This is a genomic window from Mesorhizobium sp. M2A.F.Ca.ET.043.05.1.1 (assembly GCF_003952445.1).
Classification (GTDB): Bacteria; Pseudomonadota; Alphaproteobacteria; order Rhizobiales; family Rhizobiaceae; genus Mesorhizobium.
Genome location: NZ_CP034446.1, coordinates 5,243,622 through 5,262,484, shown reverse-complemented (window position 1 = coordinate 5,262,484; position 18,863 = coordinate 5,243,622). Strand labels below are relative to the sequence as shown.

Annotated in this window: 20 protein-coding genes; 8 read left to right on the top strand and 12 right to left on the bottom strand. The window is 64.4% G+C overall.

From position 1 onward, the window contains the following. Window positions 1–38: 38 nt before the first annotated feature. The 11 genes from EJ069_RS25480 to EJ069_RS25430 form a co-directional block, all read right to left on the bottom strand. The gene (locus tag EJ069_RS25480) at window positions 39–3,026 is read right to left on the bottom strand and encodes a 2-oxoglutarate dehydrogenase E1 component (RefSeq protein ID WP_126063656.1); all 2,988 of its coding nucleotides are present in this window, start codon (window positions 3,024–3,026) and stop codon (window positions 39–41) included. A 148-nt stretch (window positions 3,027–3,174) separates the two neighbouring features. Further along, the gene (gene sucD, locus EJ069_RS25475; protein ID WP_126063655.1) at window positions 3,175–4,077 is read right to left on the bottom strand and encodes a succinate--CoA ligase subunit alpha; all 903 of its coding nucleotides are present in this window, start codon (window positions 4,075–4,077) and stop codon (window positions 3,175–3,177) included. 27 nt (window positions 4,078–4,104) lie between these two features. Further along, entirely contained in the window at window positions 4,105–4,521 is a 417-nt protein-coding gene (locus EJ069_RS25470; protein WP_126063654.1) for a PIN domain-containing protein, read from the bottom strand. Further along, window positions 4,448–4,753: a hypothetical protein gene (locus EJ069_RS25465; RefSeq protein WP_126063653.1), complete on the bottom strand. Its 306-nt coding sequence runs from the start codon at window positions 4,751–4,753 to the stop codon at window positions 4,448–4,450. Before EJ069_RS25465 ends, EJ069_RS25470 begins: the two co-directional genes overlap by 74 nt. An 83-nt stretch (window positions 4,754–4,836) precedes the next feature. Then, window positions 4,837–5,334 carry a DUF1579 family protein gene (locus EJ069_RS25460; RefSeq protein ID WP_126063652.1) on the bottom strand — a complete coding sequence of 166 codons (498 nt, stop codon included), beginning with the start codon at window positions 5,332–5,334 and terminating at the stop codon, window positions 4,837–4,839. A gap of 3 nt (window positions 5,335–5,337) precedes the next feature. Continuing rightward, a complete protein-coding gene (locus EJ069_RS25455) occupies window positions 5,338–5,709 on the bottom strand; it encodes a cupin domain-containing protein (RefSeq protein ID WP_126063651.1) in 372 nt (123 codons plus the stop codon). 5 nt (window positions 5,710–5,714) lie between these two features. Next, a complete protein-coding gene (sucC, locus tag EJ069_RS25450; RefSeq protein ID WP_126063650.1) occupies window positions 5,715–6,908 on the bottom strand; it encodes an ADP-forming succinate--CoA ligase subunit beta in 1,194 nt (397 codons plus the stop codon). 40 nt (window positions 6,909–6,948) lie between these two features. Next, window positions 6,949–7,917 (bottom strand): malate dehydrogenase, encoded by a 969-nt coding sequence (mdh, locus tag EJ069_RS25445; protein ID WP_126063649.1) that lies wholly within the window; start codon window positions 7,915–7,917, stop codon window positions 6,949–6,951. A gap of 472 nt (window positions 7,918–8,389) precedes the next feature. Further along, on the bottom strand, window positions 8,390–9,586 hold the full coding sequence (gene zapE, locus EJ069_RS25440; RefSeq protein WP_126063648.1) for a cell division protein ZapE: 1,197 nt from the start codon (window positions 9,584–9,586) through the stop codon (window positions 8,390–8,392). A 187-nt stretch (window positions 9,587–9,773) separates the two neighbouring features. Beyond that, on the bottom strand, window positions 9,774–10,331 hold the full coding sequence (locus tag EJ069_RS25435) for a protease inhibitor Inh/omp19 family protein (RefSeq protein ID WP_245456270.1): 558 nt from the start codon (window positions 10,329–10,331) through the stop codon (window positions 9,774–9,776). A gap of 196 nt (window positions 10,332–10,527) precedes the next feature. Continuing rightward, on the bottom strand, window positions 10,528–10,965 hold the full coding sequence (locus tag EJ069_RS25430) for a VOC family protein (protein ID WP_126063647.1): 438 nt from the start codon (window positions 10,963–10,965) through the stop codon (window positions 10,528–10,530). 126 nt (window positions 10,966–11,091) lie between these two features. On the opposite strand from EJ069_RS25430, the gene EJ069_RS25425 reads away from it, so the two are divergent. From EJ069_RS25425 to EJ069_RS25390, 8 genes are all read left to right on the top strand, one after another. Next, window positions 11,092–12,099 carry an MBL fold metallo-hydrolase gene (locus tag EJ069_RS25425; RefSeq protein ID WP_126063646.1) on the top strand — a complete coding sequence of 336 codons (1,008 nt, stop codon included), beginning with the start codon at window positions 11,092–11,094 and terminating at the stop codon, window positions 12,097–12,099. Between the two features lie 61 nt (window positions 12,100–12,160). Then, a complete protein-coding gene (locus EJ069_RS25420) occupies window positions 12,161–12,322 on the top strand; it encodes a DUF1328 family protein (RefSeq protein ID WP_126063645.1) in 162 nt (53 codons plus the stop codon). Window positions 12,323–12,475: 153 nt separating this feature from the next. Beyond that, window positions 12,476–13,360: a diaminopimelate epimerase gene (gene dapF / locus EJ069_RS25415; protein ID WP_126063644.1), complete on the top strand. Its 885-nt coding sequence runs from the start codon at window positions 12,476–12,478 to the stop codon at window positions 13,358–13,360. Further along, window positions 13,360–14,673 (top strand): tRNA (N(6)-L-threonylcarbamoyladenosine(37)-C(2))-methylthiotransferase MtaB, encoded by a 1,314-nt coding sequence (gene mtaB / locus EJ069_RS25410; protein ID WP_126063643.1) that lies wholly within the window; start codon window positions 13,360–13,362, stop codon window positions 14,671–14,673. Before dapF ends, mtaB begins: the two co-directional genes overlap by 1 nt. 13 nt (window positions 14,674–14,686) lie before the next feature. Further along, window positions 14,687–16,375, top strand: a complete 1,689-nt coding sequence (gene ftsY, locus EJ069_RS25405; RefSeq protein WP_126063642.1) for a signal recognition particle-docking protein FtsY — start codon at window positions 14,687–14,689, stop codon at window positions 16,373–16,375. 63 nt (window positions 16,376–16,438) lie between these two features. Then, a complete protein-coding gene (locus EJ069_RS25400) occupies window positions 16,439–17,095 on the top strand; it encodes a septation protein A (RefSeq protein WP_126063641.1) in 657 nt (218 codons plus the stop codon). Window positions 17,096–17,159: 64 nt separating this feature from the next. After that, entirely contained in the window at window positions 17,160–17,780 is a 621-nt protein-coding gene (locus tag EJ069_RS25395) for a pyridoxamine 5'-phosphate oxidase family protein (RefSeq protein ID WP_126063640.1), read from the top strand. Window positions 17,781–17,816: 36 nt separating this feature from the next. Then, window positions 17,817–18,350 (top strand): NADPH-dependent FMN reductase, encoded by a 534-nt coding sequence (locus tag EJ069_RS25390; RefSeq protein ID WP_126063639.1) that lies wholly within the window; start codon window positions 17,817–17,819, stop codon window positions 18,348–18,350. 195 nt (window positions 18,351–18,545) lie between these two features. Here the strand turns inward: EJ069_RS25390 and EJ069_RS25385 are convergent, their stop codons facing one another. Continuing rightward, on the bottom strand, window positions 18,546–18,752 hold the full coding sequence (locus EJ069_RS25385) for a 4-oxalocrotonate tautomerase family protein (protein ID WP_042645446.1): 207 nt from the start codon (window positions 18,750–18,752) through the stop codon (window positions 18,546–18,548). Window positions 18,753–18,863 lie beyond the last annotated feature (111 nt).

Here is an 18,863-nt window from a genome sequence, read left to right as displayed (position 1 = left end):
GTCCGTTCTCTTGTCTTTTTGAGGTCTGTTTCGTCCGGTTATTCGCCGAGAGCGTCGTCGAGCAGCGCGGCGAGCTGGCTGAGATGCTTCGACATCAGGCCGGTCGCCGGCGAGGCCGAGGCCGGCCGCCCGGTGTAGCGCACCCGCTGATGCTTGGCGTCGATATGCGCCAACACCCATTCAAGATAGGGGTCGATGAACGACCAGGCGCCCATATTCTTGGGCTCCTCCTGGCACCACACCATCTCGGCATTGCGGAAACGCGACAGCTCGGTGATCAGCGCCTTGGCCGGGAACGGATAGAGCTGTTCGACGCGCAAAAGGTAGATGTCGTTGATGCCGCGCTTCTCGCGCTCCTCATAGAGGTCGTAATAGACCTTGCCCGAGCACAGCACGACGCGGCGGATCTTGGAGTCCTTGACCAGCTTGATCGGCTGGTCGGCCAAGAGCTGCGCATCGTCCCACAGCAGCCGGTGGAACGAGCTCTCGCCCGAAATCTCCGACAGCGTCGACACCGCCCGCTTGTGGCGCAGCAGCGACTTCGGCGTCATCAGGATCAGCGGCTTGCGGAAGTCGCGCTTCAACTGCCGGCGCAGGATGTGGAAATAGTTGGCCGGCGTGGTGACGTTGGCGACCTGCATGTTGTCTTCCGCGCAGAGCTGCAGGAAGCGCTCGAGGCGGGCGGACGAATGCTCCGGCCCCTGGCCCTCATAGCCATGCGGCAGCAGGCAGACGAGGCCTGACATGCGCAGCCACTTGCGCTCGCCCGACGAGATGAACTGGTCGAACACCACCTGGGCGCCGTTGGCGAAATCGCCGAACTGCGCTTCCCAGAGCGTCAGTGCCTTGGGCTCGGCCAGGCTGTAGCCATATTCGAAGCCCAGCACCGCCTCTTCCGACAGCATCGAGTTGATGACTTCGTAGCCGGCCTGCGCCGCCGAGAGGTTGTTGAGCGGGATGTAGCGGGTCTCGTCGCGCTGGTCGTAAAGGACCGAATGGCGCTGCGAGAAGGTGCCGCGCTCCGAATCCTGGCCGGAAAGCCGGATCGGATTGCCGTCGAGCAGGATGGCGCCGAAGGCCAGCGCCTCGGCCGTCGACCAGTCAATGCCTTCGCCGGACTCGATCGCCTGGCGGCGGTTCTCGAGGAAGCGCAGGATCGTCTTGTGCGCCTCGAAATCCTTCGGCACCTCGGTCAGCTTCTTGCCGATCTCCTTCAGCGTGCGCACCGGCACGGCTGTCTTGCCGCGCCGTTGCTCATCCTGGTTGTCGGCGGTGCGCAGGCCGGACCACGCGCCATCCAGCCAGTCGGCCTTGTTCGGCTTGTAGCTCTGGCCGACTTCCCATTCGGCTTCCAGATGCGCGCGCCAGTCGGCCCGCATCTTGTCGACCTCGGCCTGGGTGACGTGGCCTTCGGCGATCAGCCGGTCGGCATAGATCTGCACCACCGTCTTGTGGGTGCGGATGTTGCGGTACATGATCGGCTGGGTGAAGGCCGGCTCGTCGCCCTCATTGTGGCCGAAGCGGCGATAGCAGAACATGTCCACGACTACCGGCTTGTGGAACTTCATGCGGAACTCGGTCGCGACCTTGGCGGCGTGCACCACGGCTTCCGGATCGTCGCCATTGACGTGGAAGATCGGCGCCTCGATCATCTTGGCCACATCCGACGGATAGGGCGAGGAGCGCGAGAAGCGCGGATTGGTGGTGAAGCCGATCTGGTTGTTGATGATGACGTGCAGCGTGCCGGCGACGCGGTGGCCGCGCAGGCCCGACAGGCCGAGGATCTCGGCGATCACGCCCTGGCCGGCGAAGGCGGCGTCGCCATGCAAAAGCAGCGGCATCACCTTGGCGCGCTCCGACAGCGGCACGACCTCGCCGCGCTCGCGGCCGGAAAGCTGGTCCTGCTTGGCGCGCGCCTTGCCCATCACGACGGGGTCGACGATTTCCAGATGCGAGGGATTGGCTGTCAGCGACAGATGCACCTTGTTGCCGTCGAACTCGCGGTCCGACGAGGCGCCAAGATGGTACTTCACGTCACCCGAGCCCTCGACCTCGTCCGGGGCGGCGGAACCGCCCTTGAATTCGTGGAAGATGGCGCGGTGGGGCTTGGCCATCACCTGGGAAAGCACGTTGAGGCGGCCGCGATGCGCCATGCCGAGCACGATTTCCTTGAGGCCGAGCTGACCGCCGCGCTTGACGATCTGCTCCAGCGCCGGGATCAGCGACTCGCCGCCGTCGAGGCCGAAGCGCTTGGTGCCCTTGTACTTGACGTCGATATACTGCTCGAACCCCTCGGCCTCGATCAGCTTGGACAGGATCGCCTTCTTGCCGGTGGCAGTGAAGGTGATCTCCTTATCGGCGCCTTCGATGCGCGCCTGGATCCAGGCCTTCTCTTCCGGGTCGGAGATATGCATGAACTCGACGCCAAGGGTCGAGCAATAGGTGCGGGTCAGGATGTCCAGCATCTGCCGGATGGTGCCGAATTCCAGGCCCAGCACATTGTCGAGGAAGATCGGCCGGTCGTAATCGGCTTCGGTAAAACCGTAATTCTCCGGCGACAGCTCGTTATAGTCCTCGAGCGGCTTGGCGATGCCGAGCGGATCAAGATTGGCATGCAGATGGCCGCGCATGCGGTAGGCGCGGATCATCATGATGGCGCGCACCGAATCGCGCGTCGCCTGGTGCACGTCGGCGTCGGAAAGCACGGCGCCGTTGACGACCGCCTTGTCCTTGACCTTCTTTTCGATCGTTTTCTCGACCAGGCCCCAATTGCCGTCCAGCGCCGAGACCAGCTCGCCATTGGCCGTCAGCGGCCAGGACGGCTTCGCCCAGGAGGCGCCCTTGGCGTTCTTGCGGACGTCGCCCGCGTCGTCCTTCAGCCCGGCGAAGAAATCCTGCCACTCCGGATCGACCGAAGCCGGATTGTCCTCATAGGCCGCGTAGAGCGCGTCGATATAGTCGGCATTGCCGCCATAGAGGAACGAGGTGAGCGAGAATTGGTCGTTGGCCTGATCTTGTCTTGCCATTTTCGTCTGCGGAGCCTGGCTCCGTCTCCTTAGTTGGAGGGGAGTAGGGGAGTAGGGCAGTAGGGGAGTAGGGAAAGCGGCAATTGTCGCCGCGCGTCCCGTTCTTCCTATTCCCTTACTCCCCTACTGCCCTACTCCCTTACTGCCTTTAACCCTTGATTGCCTCGACCAGCGTCGTGCCGAGCCGCGCCGGCGAGGGCGAAACCTTGATGCCGGCCGATTCCATCGCCGCGATCTTGTCTTCCGCGCCGCCCTTGCCGCCCGAAATCACCGCGCCCGCATGGCCCATGGTGCGGCCGGCCGGCGCCGTGCGCCCGGCGATGAAGCCCGCCATCGGTTTCTTGCGGCCGCGCTTGGCTTCGTCCTTGAGGAACTGCGCGGCGTCTTCCTCGGCCGAGCCGCCGATCTCGCCGATCATGATGATCGACTTGGTCTCGTCGTCGGCGAGGAACATCTCCAGCACATCGATGAACTCGGTGCCCTTGACCGGGTCGCCGCCGATGCCCACCGCCGTGGTCTGGCCGAGGCCGACATTGGTGGTCTGGAAGACTGCCTCATAGGTAAGTGTTCCCGAGCGCGAAACAACGCCCACCGAGCCCTTGCGGAAGATGTTGCCGGGCATGATGCCGATCTTGCACTCGTCGGGCGTCAGCACGCCCGGGCAGTTCGGGCCGATCAGGCGCGAGGTGGAGCGGTCGAGCCGCGCCTTGACCTTGACCATGTCCATCACCGGGATGCCTTCGGTGATGCAGACGATCAGCGGGATCTCGGCCGCGATCGCTTCGATGATGGCCTCGCCGGCGCCCGCCGGCGGCACATAGATGACCGAGGCATTGGCGCCGGTCCTTGCCTTGCCCTCGGCCACCGTGGCGAAGATCGGCAGGCTTTCGCCCTTCGAGCCCGTCCAGGTCTCGCCGCCCTTCTTGGGATGGATGCCGCCCACCATCTTGGTGCCATGATAGGCCAGCGCCTGTTCGGTGTGGAACGTGCCGGTCTTGCCGGTCAGACCCTGAACCAGCACCTTGGTATTCTTGTCGACGAGAATGGACATGGGTTGAAACGCCCCTGACTTCAGCAATTAGAGGAAAGGATTGACGGCCCGGACCGAGCCATAAACCTGGTTGTGGTTGAGATCCTCGGTGTAGAAAATCGGCGCGCCGAGATATTCCGCCGCTCCGAGCAGCGCGGCGTCGTAGTAGTGAATGCCGTAGCGCCGCGCGAGGTCCAATCCCGAGCGAACATAGCTTTCATCGACAGGCACCAACGGGCAGGTTCCAAGGAGGACGAGCCATTGGTCGAGCAGGTCGTCTCCCAGGAGGGATTTCCCGCGAGCCACCGCAGTGAATTCGGCCAATGTCTGCCCTGACACGCCAAAAACAGTGTTCGATACCAGGTCCCCTGCGATCGGCGCGCGGCGTGGATCACGATTCTTCTCCGAAGCCGCGTAGATCAGGACGTTCGTGTCGAGAAAGCAGTCGATCTTCCCGGTCGGCATAGGCGTCCCTTCGATCCCACTTGTAAGGGGTGTCGGCGCTGTCGCTCCGTTTCGCGGCCTCGTCCATAAGTCGCTTCATTCCCGCTTTGGCCCAGGCGATCCGGTCCTCCTGCTCGACTTCATGCGCAAGCAGTGAACGAATGAGAGCGTTGAGCGTCGTCTTGCGACGTTCGGCAAGGCCTCGCGCCTGTTCAAGCAGTGTCTCGTCCATGGCCAGGGTGACGTTCTTCATCGTCCGTCTCCACATAAATACACAGGCCTAATATGTGTGATTATGTGCAACCCTTCAACCGTCTTGCCTACAATCGCCATCACTCAGCCTTCCTTCGTCTCGGAAGTCGAAACGCGCCGGTAGAGGCCGCTCACCATGTCTTGCCAGGCATTGCTGCCGGCAGGCTTGAACTGAAGTTTCATGCGATAGGTATCGGCACCGTCAAAACCATATGTCACGCTAGCGGCGCCGCGCGGGGACGACCGTTCCAGCACCAGTTCATTGCCATTCCACATGCCGATTGCGGGCGACATCGGCACGAACCCCATCGAGTCGAACTGATGCATGGTGACGATGCCGTTCTGCTGATCGAAGCCGAACACATTATGCGCGCCGAACGAGATCGTGCCGTCGCGGCGCTGCCGATAGCGCTGCACCACGAACAGGCCGCCGAACTGAGCCTCGGCCAACACTTCCGAAGTCGCCGTGCCGGCATCGGTCCATTGCGTCGCCGCGACCTCTTCCTCGCCGCGCCATGCGCCGACCAACGCCTGCAGGCGTTGGTGACCATCCGAGAGAGAGGAGAAGGGCGCCGCGTTCATGGCTCAGAGCCGCTTCAAATCGGTGACGGTGAGATCACTCTGGGCATTGCCGGTGTTCAAGGTCGTCGCCGGCTCGAACATCAGCACCACCGGCTCCGATGTCAGCGAGCGCGGCCGGTGCTCGACGCCGCGCGGCACGACGATGAAATCGCCCTCGCCGAGCTCGACCGGCCCGTCGCGGAAGTCGATGGCGATCCTGCCGCGCAGGACGAGGAAAGCCTCGTCCTCGTTGTCATGCGCATGCCAGTCGAAGACTTCGCCGAACTTGGCGACCTTCGCCTGGCTGTCATTGACGTCGCCGGCGATATGCGGATCGAAGACCTTGGCGATCTTCTGGTCCGCAGCCTCGACCAGGTTTATCTTGCGCGGAGGCATCCGCTTTAGCCCTTCACCGCCTTGACGATCTTCTTGGCCGCGTCGTCCAGATCGTCGGCCGAGACGACATTCAGGCCGCTGTCGTTTATGATCTTCTTGCCAAGCTCGGCGTTGGTGCCTTCCAGGCGCACCACCAGCGGCACCTTCAGGCCCACTTCCTTGACGGCCGCGATCACGCCCTCGGCGATGACGTCGCACTTCATGATGCCGCCGAAGATGTTGATCAGGATGCCCTCGACCGCCGGGTCCTTGGTGATGATCTTGAACGCTGCCGTGACCTTTTCCTTCGAAGCGCCGCCGCCGACGTCGAGAAAGTTAGCCGGCTCAGCGCCATAGAGCTTGATGATGTCCATGGTGGCCATGGCAAGGCCGGCGCCGTTGACCATGCAGCCGATATTGCCGTCGAGCGCGACATAGGCGAGGTCGTATTTCGACGCCTCGATCTCCTTCTCGTCCTCTTCGGTGGTGTCGCGCAGTTCCATCACGTCCGCGTGGCGGAACAGCGCGTTGTTGTCGAATGACACTTTCGCGTCGAGCACGCGCAGATGCCCGTCCTTCATCACGATCAGCGGATTGACCTCGAGCAGGCTCATGTCCTTCTCGACGAAGGCCTTGTAGAGGATCGGGAACAGCGACGCGCCGTCCTTCGCGGCATCGCCGTCGAGCTTCAGCGCGGCGTTGAGCGTCTTCACGTCGTCGGCACTCACGCCCTTTTCCGGGTCGATGGCGACGGTGACGATCTTTTCCGGCGTGTCATGCGCGACCGTCTCGATGTCCATGCCGCCTTCGGTCGAGACGACGAAGGCGATGCGGCCGACCGAGCGGTCGACCAGGATCGACAGATAGAGCTCGCGGGCGATGTCGGCGCCATCCTCGATATAGAGGCGGTTGACCTGCTTGCCGGCCGGCCCGGTCTGCTTGGTGACCAGCGTGTGGCCGAGCATCTCGTTGGCGTTGGCGACCACTTCGGCCGCCGACTTCGCCAGCCGCACGCCGCCCTTGGCGTCGGGGCCGAGTTCCTTGAACTTGCCCTTGCCGCGGCCGCCGGCATGGATCTGGCTCTTCACGACATAGAGCGGGCCGGGCAGCGCCTTTGCGGCGGCCTCCGCCTCGCTTGCCTTGAACACCGGAACGCCGCTTGCCACCGGCGCGCCGAACGTCTTCAGCAGCGCCTTGGCCTGATACTCATGGATGTTCATGCGCTTGATCTCCGGGGAGGATGATTGCTTTGCGGCGAGATTACTTGCCGGCGAGATGCGGGGCGATCTTGGTGCAGGCCTCGGTCAGGCCCTGGACGGCCGCGACCGAATTGTCGAACATCTTCTGCTCTGCCTTCGACAGGTCGATCTCGATGACGCGCTCGACGCCGCCGGCGCCGATTACCACGGGAACGCCGACATAGGTTCCCTTGACGCCATACTGTCCGGAAAGGTGCGCGGCGCAGGGCAGCACGCGCTTCTTGTCCTTGAGATAGGACTCGGCCATGGCGATCGCCGAGGCCGCCGGCGCGTAATAGGCCGAGCCGGTCTTCAACAGGCCGACGATCTCGGCGCCGCCGTCGCGGGTGCGCTGCACGATCTGGTCGAGCTTCTCCTTCGACGTCCAGCCCATCTTGACGAGATCCGGCAGCGGGATGCCGGCAACCGTCGAATAGCGGATCATCGGCACCATAGAGTCGCCATGACCGCCGAGCACGAAAGCGGTGACGTCCTCGACCGAGACCTTGAACTCCTCGGCCAGGAAATAGCGGAAACGCGACGAGTCCAGCACGCCGGCCATGCCGACGACATGGCTGGTCGGCAGGCCGGAGAACTTCTGCAGCGCCCAGACCATCGCGTCGAGCGGGTTGGTGATGCAGATGACGAACGCCTTCGGCGCGTATTTCTTGAGACCCGCGCCGACCTGTTCCATCACCTTGAGGTTGATGCCAAGAAGGTCATCGCGGCTCATGCCCGGCTTGCGCGGCACGCCGGCGGTGACGATGCACACATCCGCGCCCTCGATGCCAGCATAGTCGTTGACGCCGGTCAGCCGGGAGTCGAAACCGTCGACGGGGGAAGACTGCGCGATGTCGAGGCCCTTGCCCTGCGGAACGCCCTCGGCGATATCGAACAGCACCACGTCGCCGAGATCCTTGAGGCCGACCATATGGGCGAGCGTGCCGCCGATCATGCCCGAGCCGATGAGCGCTATCTTGTTGCGTGCCATGTGAGGATGTTTTCCCTTTGTCTGTGACGTGCCGTGACGGGGCCGGGGAGGCCGAAAGGATGCGGGAGGCCGCGAGATTTCGCCGCACCCATTAGCGCCGGCCAAAGAAAAATTCAAACGATTATTTTGATCCCAGTGTTTTCAATCGGTTAGATGCTTTGGGAATTACGTAAACGTCAAAGTTCCTGAGCCGACTGACGAGAATTTACACAATGAAGGTGGAAATCAGAAGGCTTCATCCCGGCGATGACGCTGTTGTGATTAGGCACCAGATCTCCCCCCTCGAGGGGGAGATGTCGCCGAAGGCGACAGAGGGGGTCGCCGCGCATGAAGCGCCGGCGTCCAATGCGTCGAGCGAACCGACCCCCTCTGGCCTGCCGGCCATCTCCCCTCAAGTGGGGAGATCGGACGCCGCGTCGGCTTTCGCCAATCGTCCGCGATGCAGGAAGGTGGCGGAACTACGTCGCTATCTCTATGCCTGCCTCGCCTCGGCGGGCTGCGGCCCGTCTTTGCGCCGTTCCGCCCAATCGTCCAGCCAGTCACGGCTCTGCATTTCTATCAGGCGTGAGGCGGTGCGCTCGAATTCGAACACTTCCGTGCCGCGTTTGGCCGTGTAGAGCCCTTCCGGCGCCGCAGCGGCGCTCATCACCAGCCGCATATGGTGGTCGTAGAGCGTGTCGATCAGAAGAATGAAGCGCTTGGCCTCGTTGCGCTTGCCTTCCCCCAGCACCGGCACATGGTCGATAAAGACGGTCGAGAAACGGCCGGCGATGGCCAGATAGTCGCGCGCGCCGAGCGGCTTTTCGCAAAGGTCGGCGAAGGAAAAGCGCGCCGCGTCGCCGGCGGCGCGCGGCACGACGAGCTGGCGGCCTTTCAGCGTCAAAATCACCTCGCCGGTCGGCTGGCCATGCGTCATCGCCTGCCAGGCCTCGTCCAGCGCGCGCTCGGCCGCAGCGTCATCCGGCGTGACATAGATGGGCTGGCGGTTGAGCTTTTCCTGGCGGTAGTCCTTGTCGGTATCGAGGGTCATCACATGCGCATTGCGCTCGAGCAGCGAGATGAACGGCAGGAAGAGCTGGCGGTTCAGCCCGTCGCGGTAAAGATTCTCCGGCGCCACATTGGAGGTGGCGACCAGCACCACGCCATTGGCGAACAGGGCCGAGAACAGGCGCGACAGGATCATGGCGTCGGCGATGTCGGTGACGGAGAACTCGTCGAAGCACAGCACCCAGGCCTGATCGGCGAGCGCCCGGGCCACCGGCGGGATCGGGTCGTCCTCCTTGACCGTGCCTTCCTTGCGCGCCTGCCGGTGTTTCTGGATCCGGTCCTGCACATCGGCCATGAAGTCGTTGAAATGCACGCGGCGCTTGCGGCGAACCGGCAGCAGCTCGAAGAACATGTCCATCAGCATGGTCTTGCCGCGACCGACGCTGCCGTGGATGTAGAGCCCTTTGACGGGCTCGCGCGGCTGCCGCTTGGCCGCGAACAGCCAGCCCAGCGCGCTCGATTTCTGCGCCAGCCTTTTGGCCGAGATCTCGTCGATCAGCCGGTCGAGCGCGGCGACGATTTGCTCCTGCGCCGGATCGCGTTCGACAGAGCCGCTCTGGACGAGATGGTCGTAGCGCTGCCTGACGGTCGCGTGGGTCTGGAGGCCGTCACGCAGATGCATTGGTTCACATCACTTACTTTGAGCAGAATGCTCTGAGGAGGCGCCAGGCTATGTTGAGATTCAGGTCAGGCCGAGCCGAGAATGGTGGTTTCCGAGAACCGGCGCGGAACGTACTTTAGGTACGTGAGCACCGGAAGCGCAGGAAGCCGCCATTCGCAGGCCGGCATCACCTGAATATCAGCATAGCCTACCTTGTAAGCGAGATAGGCTGCCCATTGGAAGTCTGGCCGTCGAACTTTTCGCCGCCCGAGGAATAGAGCCTGGCCAGCGTGCCGCCATTTTCGTCGTAAAGCGTCAGCTGCTTGCCGGCGACGTTCCACGACTTGATGCCGTCGATCGGCGCCGGGCAGTGCAGCGGACCGGCGCGGTAGCCGGCGCCGAACTTGGTCTGCGGCGTCGCCACCTTGCAGCTCTGCCCGGAGACATTGACGTTCCACACGCCGGCGACGCTGGCCGCGGTGAGATCGGTGGCGCCGGCGGGCGCCGTACCGTCCGGCGGCAGCGAAGCGACCTGGGTGTTCTTCGGCGCGGTCGGGAATTGCGACGGATCGGTGGTGCCGGGGGCGGCTGGCGGCGGCAGCTGATTCTGCGTCACCGTGCCGGACGGCGCCGGCGTCAGCGGCGCCGGCTGCTGATCGTCCATCGACGAGAAGCGCGAGGTCGAGCAGCCGCTCGCAACCAGCGCGGCCAACGAGATGGCCACGAGGCCGCTCCGCGAAAAGGGGCGGGTCATCGAAAAATTCATCAAAACCTCCGTCGGATCCGGCCGGGGGGAGCCGTCCGCGTAATCTTCGCTCCACCAAGATGGCGAAGGTGGCAGAATTTCAACCCGATATGGTTAAAATAGGGTTTTCGAGCCGGATGTTGCAAATTTATCGCAGCAAGCGGACGGCGCCGGAGCGGCGTTTGACGTGCTCATTCAAGCCATTGAAATTTCGGCATTAAATCCGGGCGCTCGGGACGAACACATAGCCGTCCGGGCCAACGATGTAGCATTCGCGCAGGCCATGCGGCTTATCGATCGAGCCGGCCAGCACGATATGACCGAGCGCCGCCGCCTTTTTCTCGATCCGATCCGGATCGGCGCCGTAAAGGCGCAATTCGATGCCGGCGCCGCGCGTCTCGGCACCCGAAGTGACCCCGGTCATCGGATTGTCGAGGTAGGAATGATCGGCATGCAGCATGAAGACCGAGCCCAGAAGCTCGATCGCCGCGAAATCCTCATCGGCGTAGATGATCCTGGCCCCGAGCACGTCGCGGCAAAAGGCCTCCATCGCCGCCATGTCGGTGACCAACAGGTTGACGCCAATCCCAAGCGGCAGCGAGCGGCCGAAATCCTCGGCCTTCATCCACGGTGTCCCGGTTCGCTTCACGACCATGATGACCGCCCCCTCGCTCGCGATCCTAGATGAACCGGGCTCCGCCCATTGGCATTCGCCAGCAAAATGCTTGCGCCAGGCATGCGCTTCCTTATCTCAGGAAGGGACCGAGCCGGCGGAGTGAGAATGGCCGCGAGAAAAAGAACCGCCAACCGCTATTACAGCGGCCCGCATAGCGATCATTTTGACGGCGCCTTGTTCTTCAACCCCGGCGGCAAGCCCCCAGGGCGCTTCAGCGATCTGCTCAGATGGCAATTCAGCGGCAAGCGGGCGAGATGGCCGGCCGCCGTTCCGAGTCCTCACCCGCCGGCAAAGCCGGTGCGTCGCGTGGATGGCGGCGCGCTCAGGCTCACAATGGTCGGCCACGCCTCATTGCTTATCCAGACCGCCGGCCTGAATTTCCTGACCGATCCGGTTTGGTCGGAACGCGCCTCGCCCTTCGCCTTTGCCGGTCCCAAGAGGGTCAATGCGCCGGGCATCGCCTTTGCCGACCTGCCGCCGATCGACCTGGTCCTGGTCAGCCACAACCACTACGACCACCTCGATCTCGCCACGCTGAGGCGGCTGAAGGAGGCCCACGACGCGCGCATCATCACGCCGCTCGGCAACGACGCCATCATCCACCGCGCCGTGCCCGGCATGCGGCTCAGTGCTCATGATTGGGGCGACAGGATCGACGCAGGGGCCGCCGCCATCCATGTCGAGCCGGCGCATCATTGGTCGGCGCGCGGCGGACGCGACCGCCGCATGGCGCTCTGGGCCGGCTTCGTCATCGAAACGGCGGGCGGCAACATCTATTTCGCCGGCGACACCGGCTTCCATGACGGCATCAATTACCGGCTGATGGCACAGAAGCATGGCGGCTTTCGCCTCGCCATCCTGCCGATCGGCGCCTATGAGCCGCGCTGGTTCATGGCGCCGCAGCACCAGAATCCGGAGGAGGCCGTTCTCGGCATGAAGCTCTGCAACGCGGCTCACGCCGCAGGCTGCCATTGGGGCACGTTCCACCTCACCGACGAGCCGGTCGAGGAGCCGGCGCAGAAACTGGGCGAGGCGCTCGAGTCGCACGGCCTGCCGCCGGAGCGTTTTCGCGCCATGCGTCCTGGCGAGGTCTGGGACATACCGGCTATCTGATGAAGGAACCCAAACCGGCGAAAAACGTTGGTTTCGCGACGCAATTTCGCCGGAGCTTCCCATGATCAGATGGATCATCATTCTTCTCATCATTGCCGCCGCCGCCAGCCTGCTCGGCATGCCGGCGCTGGCCGGAGCCGCCGCGACGGGAGCGCGCGTCCTCATCGGCATCGTGCTGGTCATCTTCCTGCTGATCGTGCTCGGCGTCTTCGCGGTAACTTAAGCGCGACCGCTAGGTCGTCGCGGCGCGACCACTTGGTCGTCGCCGGCGCGACGTTTCGCGGTGACCGAGACAAGAGCCGGACTGGTAATTCCCGCCCGTTTCCGCCATATAGCGGCCAACGGATTGGCCAAACGGATTGGAATGACCGGTTAGATGGCAGGCACCGCCCCCTTCGCCAAGATGAACGGCATCGGCAACGAGATCATCGTTGCCGATATGCGCGGCCGTGCCGACAGGGTCACGCCGGCCGCGGCGATCGCGCTTAACGCCGACGCCGCGACCAAGTTCGACCAGATCATGGCGATCCATGACGCCCGCACGCCGGGCACCGCTTATTATATCGACATCCTGAATTCCGATGGCACCAGCGCGCAGGCCTGCGGCAACGGCACGCGCTGCGTCGTCCAGGCCTTGGCCGCCGAGACCGGCCAGAAGAGCTTCACCTTCGAGACCCGCGCCGGCATCCTGAATGCTCAAGAGCATGCCGACGGCACAATCTCGGTCGACATGGGCAAGCCGCGCTTCGGCTGGCAGGAAATCCCGCTGGCGGAAGAGTTCCGCGACACCCGCATGATCGAGCTGCAGATCGGCCCGATCGACGCGCCGGTGCTGCATTCGCCCTCGGCGGTGTCGATGGGCAACCCGCATGCGATCTTCTGGGTCGACAACGACGTCTGGTCCTACGAGCTCGACCGCTTCGGCCCGATGCTCGAAAATCATCCGATCTTCCCCGAGCGCGCCAACATCACGCTGGCGCAGGTCACATCGCCTCAGACGATGATCATCCGCACCTGGGAGCGCGGCGCCGGTCTCACCAAGGCCTGCGGCTCGGCGGCTTGCGCCGCCGTGGTCGCGGCAGCGCGCACCAGGCGCACCGGCCGCAGCGTCTCGCTGCTGACGCCCGGCGGCGGCGAATTGCATGTCGAATGGCGCGACGACGACCACGTCATCCTGACGGGTGCCGCCGAATGGGAATTTTCCGGCAGCTTCGATCCCTCGACCGGCGCCTGGGCCCGCGACACCGAAAGCGCCGCCTGATGTCCGCCCTTGAGAAAGGCGCGGTCACCAACGGTATCGACGTCGTCACCTTCGGCTGCCGCCTCAACACCTATGAATCGGAAGTGATGCGCCGCGAGGCCGAGAGCGCCGGTCTCGGCGCGCTCCAGGGCGGCGCCGTGATCTTCAACACCTGCGCCGTCACGGCGGAGGCAGTGCGCCAGGCCAAGCAGGCGATCCGCAAGGCGCGCCGCGAGAACCCTTCAGCCCGCATCATCGTCACCGGCTGCGCGGCGCAGACCGAGCCGCAGAACTTCGCCGCCATGGACGAGGTCGACCTCGTGCTCGGCAACGAGGAGAAGCTCAAGGCCAATTCCTACCGCGCGCTGTCCGATTTCGGCGTCAACGACACCGAGAAGGCGCGCGTCAACGACATCTTTTCGGTGCGCGAGACGGCAAGCCACATGGTCGACGCCATCGAGGGCCGGGCGCGCGCCTTCGTGCAGGTGCAGAACGGCTGCGACCATCGCTGCACCTTCTGCATCATCCCATATGGCCGCGGCAATTCGCGCTCCGTGCCGATGGGCGCCGTGGTCGAGCAGGTGAAGCGCCTTGCCGGCAACGGCTATGCCGAGATCGTGCTTTCCGGCGTCGACATGACCAGCTTCGGCGCCGACCTGCCGGGCAGCCCGAAGCTTGGCAAACTGGTGAAGACGATCCTGCGCCAGGTGCCGGATGTGAAGCGCCTCAGACTGTCCTCCATCGATTCCATCGAGGCCGACGACGACCTGCTCGACGCCATCGCCACTGAACCGAGGCTGATGCCGCACCTGCATCTGTCGCTGCAATCGGGCGACGACATGATCCTGAAACGCATGAAGCGCCGCCATCTGCGCGACCAGTCGATCCGCTTTTGCGAGGACGTGCGCAAGCTGCGGCCTGAAATAGTCTTCGGCGCCGACATCATCGCCGGCTTCCCGACCGAGACTGAGGCGATGTTCGAGAATTCGGAGAAAATCGTCGAGGAATGCGGCCTGACGCATCTGCACGTCTTTCCGTTCAGCCCGCGCGAAGGCACCCCCGCGGCGCGCATGCCCCAGGTCCGCCGCGAGGTGGTGAAGGCGCGCGCCGCAAGGCTGCGCGCCGCCGGCGAGGCCGCCTATCGCCGTCATCTGACCTCGCTCCCCGGCACGCGGCAGTCGATCCTGATCGAACGCGACGGGCTCGGCCGCACTGAAGGTTTCACGCTGGCCGCGATCGACGCCGGCGCGCCCGGCGAGATCCTCGAAGCCATCATCACCGGCCATGACGGCGCCCGACTGATTGCGGCCCCGCTTGCCGTGCAAGCCGCCTGAGACTGCGAGACGCATGGCTGGTTTTTTCAAGAAGATATTTTCGTTCGGCAAGAAAGAGGTCGTCGAGGAGCGCGTCGACGAGACCGCCCCCCTGCCGCCGATCAAGTGGGATCAGCTCGAGGTGCTGAAGCCGGAGCCCGATCAGGCTGAGCCGACGGAAACGCTGGCGCGCGAGCAGGAATCGGTGGCCGCTCCGATTCCGGCGGCCGAGCTTGCGCCCACTCCGGAGCCCGCCCCCGAGGAGCCCACGCCCGAGCCGGCGCCGACGATCCCGCCTGAGCCCGAGCCTACCATTCCCGCCGAGCCGGAACCGCTGCCGCAGCCGGAGCCCGAAGAAGAGCCGCAACCGGCGCCTCAGACACCCGAGCCGCCGGCCCCCGAGGAAGTGCCGCCGGCGCAACCTGAGCCTTCACCCGCGCCTGAACCTGCTCCGCAGGAGGTACCCGCACCCGCGCCGGCTCAGCCGGAGATCGAGCCTTCGCGTCCTGAACCGCAGCCAGAGCCCACGCCGGTCGAAGTGCCGCCGCCCAGCGAGGTTCCCGCCGAGACACCGGCGCCGATTGAGATCCCGCCAGCCGAGGTACCATCTGCCGAAGCCGACGCGGAAATCGCGCCTCCCATTCGGCAACCGGCGCCCGTCGAGCCTCAGCCGATCCTTGCCGAGATCGCACCGGAACCGGAGGCCGTGCCGACGCCAAAAGCCACGCCCGCCGCCGGCAAGGTGACAGTCGCCAAAAAAGTCGAGCAGAAGGCCGAGCCCTTAAAGACGCCGGAGCCGGCGCCGCGGCGTTCCTGGTTCCAGCGCATGCGCGATGGGCTCGCCCGCTCCTCGCGCGAGCTCACCGGCAACATTGCCGGCGTCTTCACCAAGCGAAAGCTGGACGAGGACACGCTGCAGGACCTGGAGGACGTGCTGATCCGCGCCGATCTTGGCGTGGAGACGGCGTTGCGCGTCACCGATTCGCTTGCCTCCAGCCGCTATGGCCGCGACGTTTCCGATTCCGAGGTCCGCGCCGTGATGGCGGCGGAGGTCGAGAAGGTGCTGACTCCGGTGGCAAAGCCGCTCGAGCTCGACCTCAGCCACAAGCCGCATGTCATCCTGGTCGTCGGCGTCAACGGCACCGGCAAGACCACCACCATCGGCAAGCTGGCAGCCAAGCTCACCGATGGCGGCCTCAAGGTGATGCTGGCCGCCGGCGACACATTCCGCGCCGCGGCGATCGAGCAGTTGAAGATCTGGGGCGAGCGCACCAAATCGCCGGTCGTCGCCACCAAGCTCGGCGCCGACGCCGCGGGCCTCGCCTATGATGCCTTCGAGAAGGCCAAGGAGGCCGGCTCCGACGTGCTGATCATCGACACGGCCGGCCGGCTGCAGAACAAGACCGAGCTGATGGCCGAGCTGGAGAAGATCGTGCGCGTGCTCGGCAAGCTCGATCCGGAAGCGCCGCACACGGTGCTGCAGACGGTCGACGCCACCACCGGCCAGAATGCGCTGAACCAGGTCGAGATCTTCCGCAACGTCGCCGGCGTCAACGGGCTGGTGATGACCAAGCTGGACGGCACGGCGCGCGGCGGTATTCTGGTGGCGATCGCCGCCAAGCACCGGCTGCCGGTCTATTTCATTGGTGTCGGCGAGCAGGTCGATGACCTCGAGCCGTTTTCGGCCAGCGAATTCGCGAGAGCAATCGCCGGCGTCGCCTGAACAAAGGCGTGATCTTGGAAGGCCGCCCGCTTTTCGGCCAGATCATGCGCAAGAAGGAACTTTATGAACATCCTCGAACGCGACCCGTCCGATCCACGCCGCAAGCCGATGAACCCCGGCCTGAAGTTCCTGCTCGAGCTTGGGCCGGGCCTGGTGTTCTTCTTCACCACCATCCGCGGCGAGTGGCTGGCCGAGAAATTCCCGGTGCTCAGCCATCTCGGCGAGCCGATCCTGATCGCCACCGCCTTCTTCATGGTCGCGACCGCGCTTTCGCTGAGCGCTTCCTGGCTGCTCACGCGCAGCCTGCCGCTGATGCCGCTGGTCTCGGCGATCGTCGTCTTCGTCTTCGGCGCGCTGGCGCTTTACCTGCAGGACAAGACCTTCGCCTTCATGAAGCCGACGATCATCAACTCGCTGTTCGGCGTAACCCTGCTCGGCGGACTGCTGTTCGGCCGCTCGCTGCTCGGCTACGTCTTCGATTCCGCCTTTCAGCTCGATGCCGAAGGCTGGCGCAAGCTGACTTTCCGCTGGGGCCTGTTCTTCCTGTTCCTGGCCGTGCTCAACGAAGTCGTGTGGCGCAACTTCTCCGAGGCGACCTGGCTATATTTCAAGGTCTGGGGCACGATTCCCATCACCTTGCTGTTCACCTTCAGCCAGATGCCGCTGATCATGCGCCACTCGCTTGAGGAGAAAGCCAAGGAAGAGAAGGCCGGGAACTAAAGCAATTCCAGGAAAAGTGTGACGCGGTTTTCGTCCGGAATTGCGCCAGAATAAGAGGGGACGCATGGAATTCCTCACCACGCATCACGAGCTGAGGACGATCTACAAGACGCCCCGGCCGACCGATGGCTCGATCCGCAAGGAACTGAAAAGCCTCGACGGCCATTGCCGCTCCTTCATCGGCAAGAGCCCGTTCGTGCTGATCGGTTCCTCCGACGGCGCCGGCAATGCCGACGTGACGCCCAAGGGCGACAAGCCCGGCTTCACCGCCATCCTCGACAACAACACCATCGCCATTCCCGACCGCCCCGGCAACAACCGGCTGGACACGCTGGAAAACATCATCCGCAACCCGTCGGTCGGACTGCTCTTCCTGATCCCCGGCATGAACGAGACGCTGCGCGTCAATGGCGACGCCCGCATCACCATCGACCCGGGCCTGCGCGAGCGGTTGGCCGTCGACGGCAAGGAGCCGCAGAGCGTCATCGTGGTGACGGTCAAGGCCGCCTACATGCACTGCGCAAAGGCCTTCATGCGCTCCGATCTTTGGAAGCCCGAGACCTGGTACGACCGCGCGACGCTGCCGACGCTCGGCCAGATCATCCGCGACCAGCTGGCGCTGAGCGAAAGCGCCGGCGAAATCGACCGCGAGCTGGACGACGATTACCGCCAGACCATGTGGTAGGCTTGCCTGACGACTCACTTTTCGTCCGGCGCTTCCTTGATCGAGATCATCGCCATATCGGGCAGCCTGCGCGCCGCCTCGACCAATTCGGCCCTGCTTGCCGCCCTGGCCGCCAATGCCCCTGACGACTGTAGCGTGCAGCTCTATGACGGGCTCGGCCGGCTGCCGATCTTCAATCCCGATGATGAGGGCGAGCGCACGCCGCCCGAAGCGGCGCGCCTGATCGAGATGATCGCCCGTGCCGACGGCGTCATCGTCTCCTGCCCGGAATACGCGCATGGCGTCCCCGGCGGCATGAAGAACGCGCTCGACTGGCTGGTCTCGCGCGATGCCGCCGTGGGCAAGCCGGCAATGCTGGTCCACGCCTCGCCCCGCTCGCTCTACGCGCGGGCGGCGCTGGCCGAGGTGATGCGCACGATGTCGTTCGCGCTGTATGAGGAGGCGGCGCTGGAAATCACGCTGCTGGGGAAGAAGCCGGGGGAGATGGAGGCGATCCTGACAGAGGGTTCGAACCGCCAGGCGATGCGTGAGGCGGTGCAGGGTTTCGTGGGGTTTATACGCGGGCGGTGAGTGGCGCATCTTCCCCTTCTCCCCTTGTGGGAGAAGGTGGATCGGCGCGCAGCGCCGAGACGGATGAGGGGTGTTCCAGCGAAGTGAGGCATTGGCGACCTCGTCGCTGGACAAACGACGTCGCCAAGCTGGAGCACCCCTCATCCGACCTCGCTTCGCGAGGCCACCTTCTCCCACAAGGGGAGAAGGAAGAAGCTACCCCTTCCGCAGCGTCTCGACATCGGTCTTGCCGACATACCAGTCGCGGGCGTTGACCTCCTCGAACACCACCCAGACATCGTTGTTGCCAAGCCCGGTGGCCTCCATGATGGCCGAAGTCACCTTCTTGGCGATGTCAGCCTTCTTGCCGGCCGGATCGGCGGCGATCACTTCCTTGACGATGCGGATGTTGACGAATGGCATGATGTCCTCCCCTTGGGTTCTGCCGGTTGACGTCGGGCGGCGGTTTGGCAATTCGCTCCGGCAAAGCGGATGGCGGTCGTTGCGGGAACCGCAGCGCGGCCGGCGCTGCGG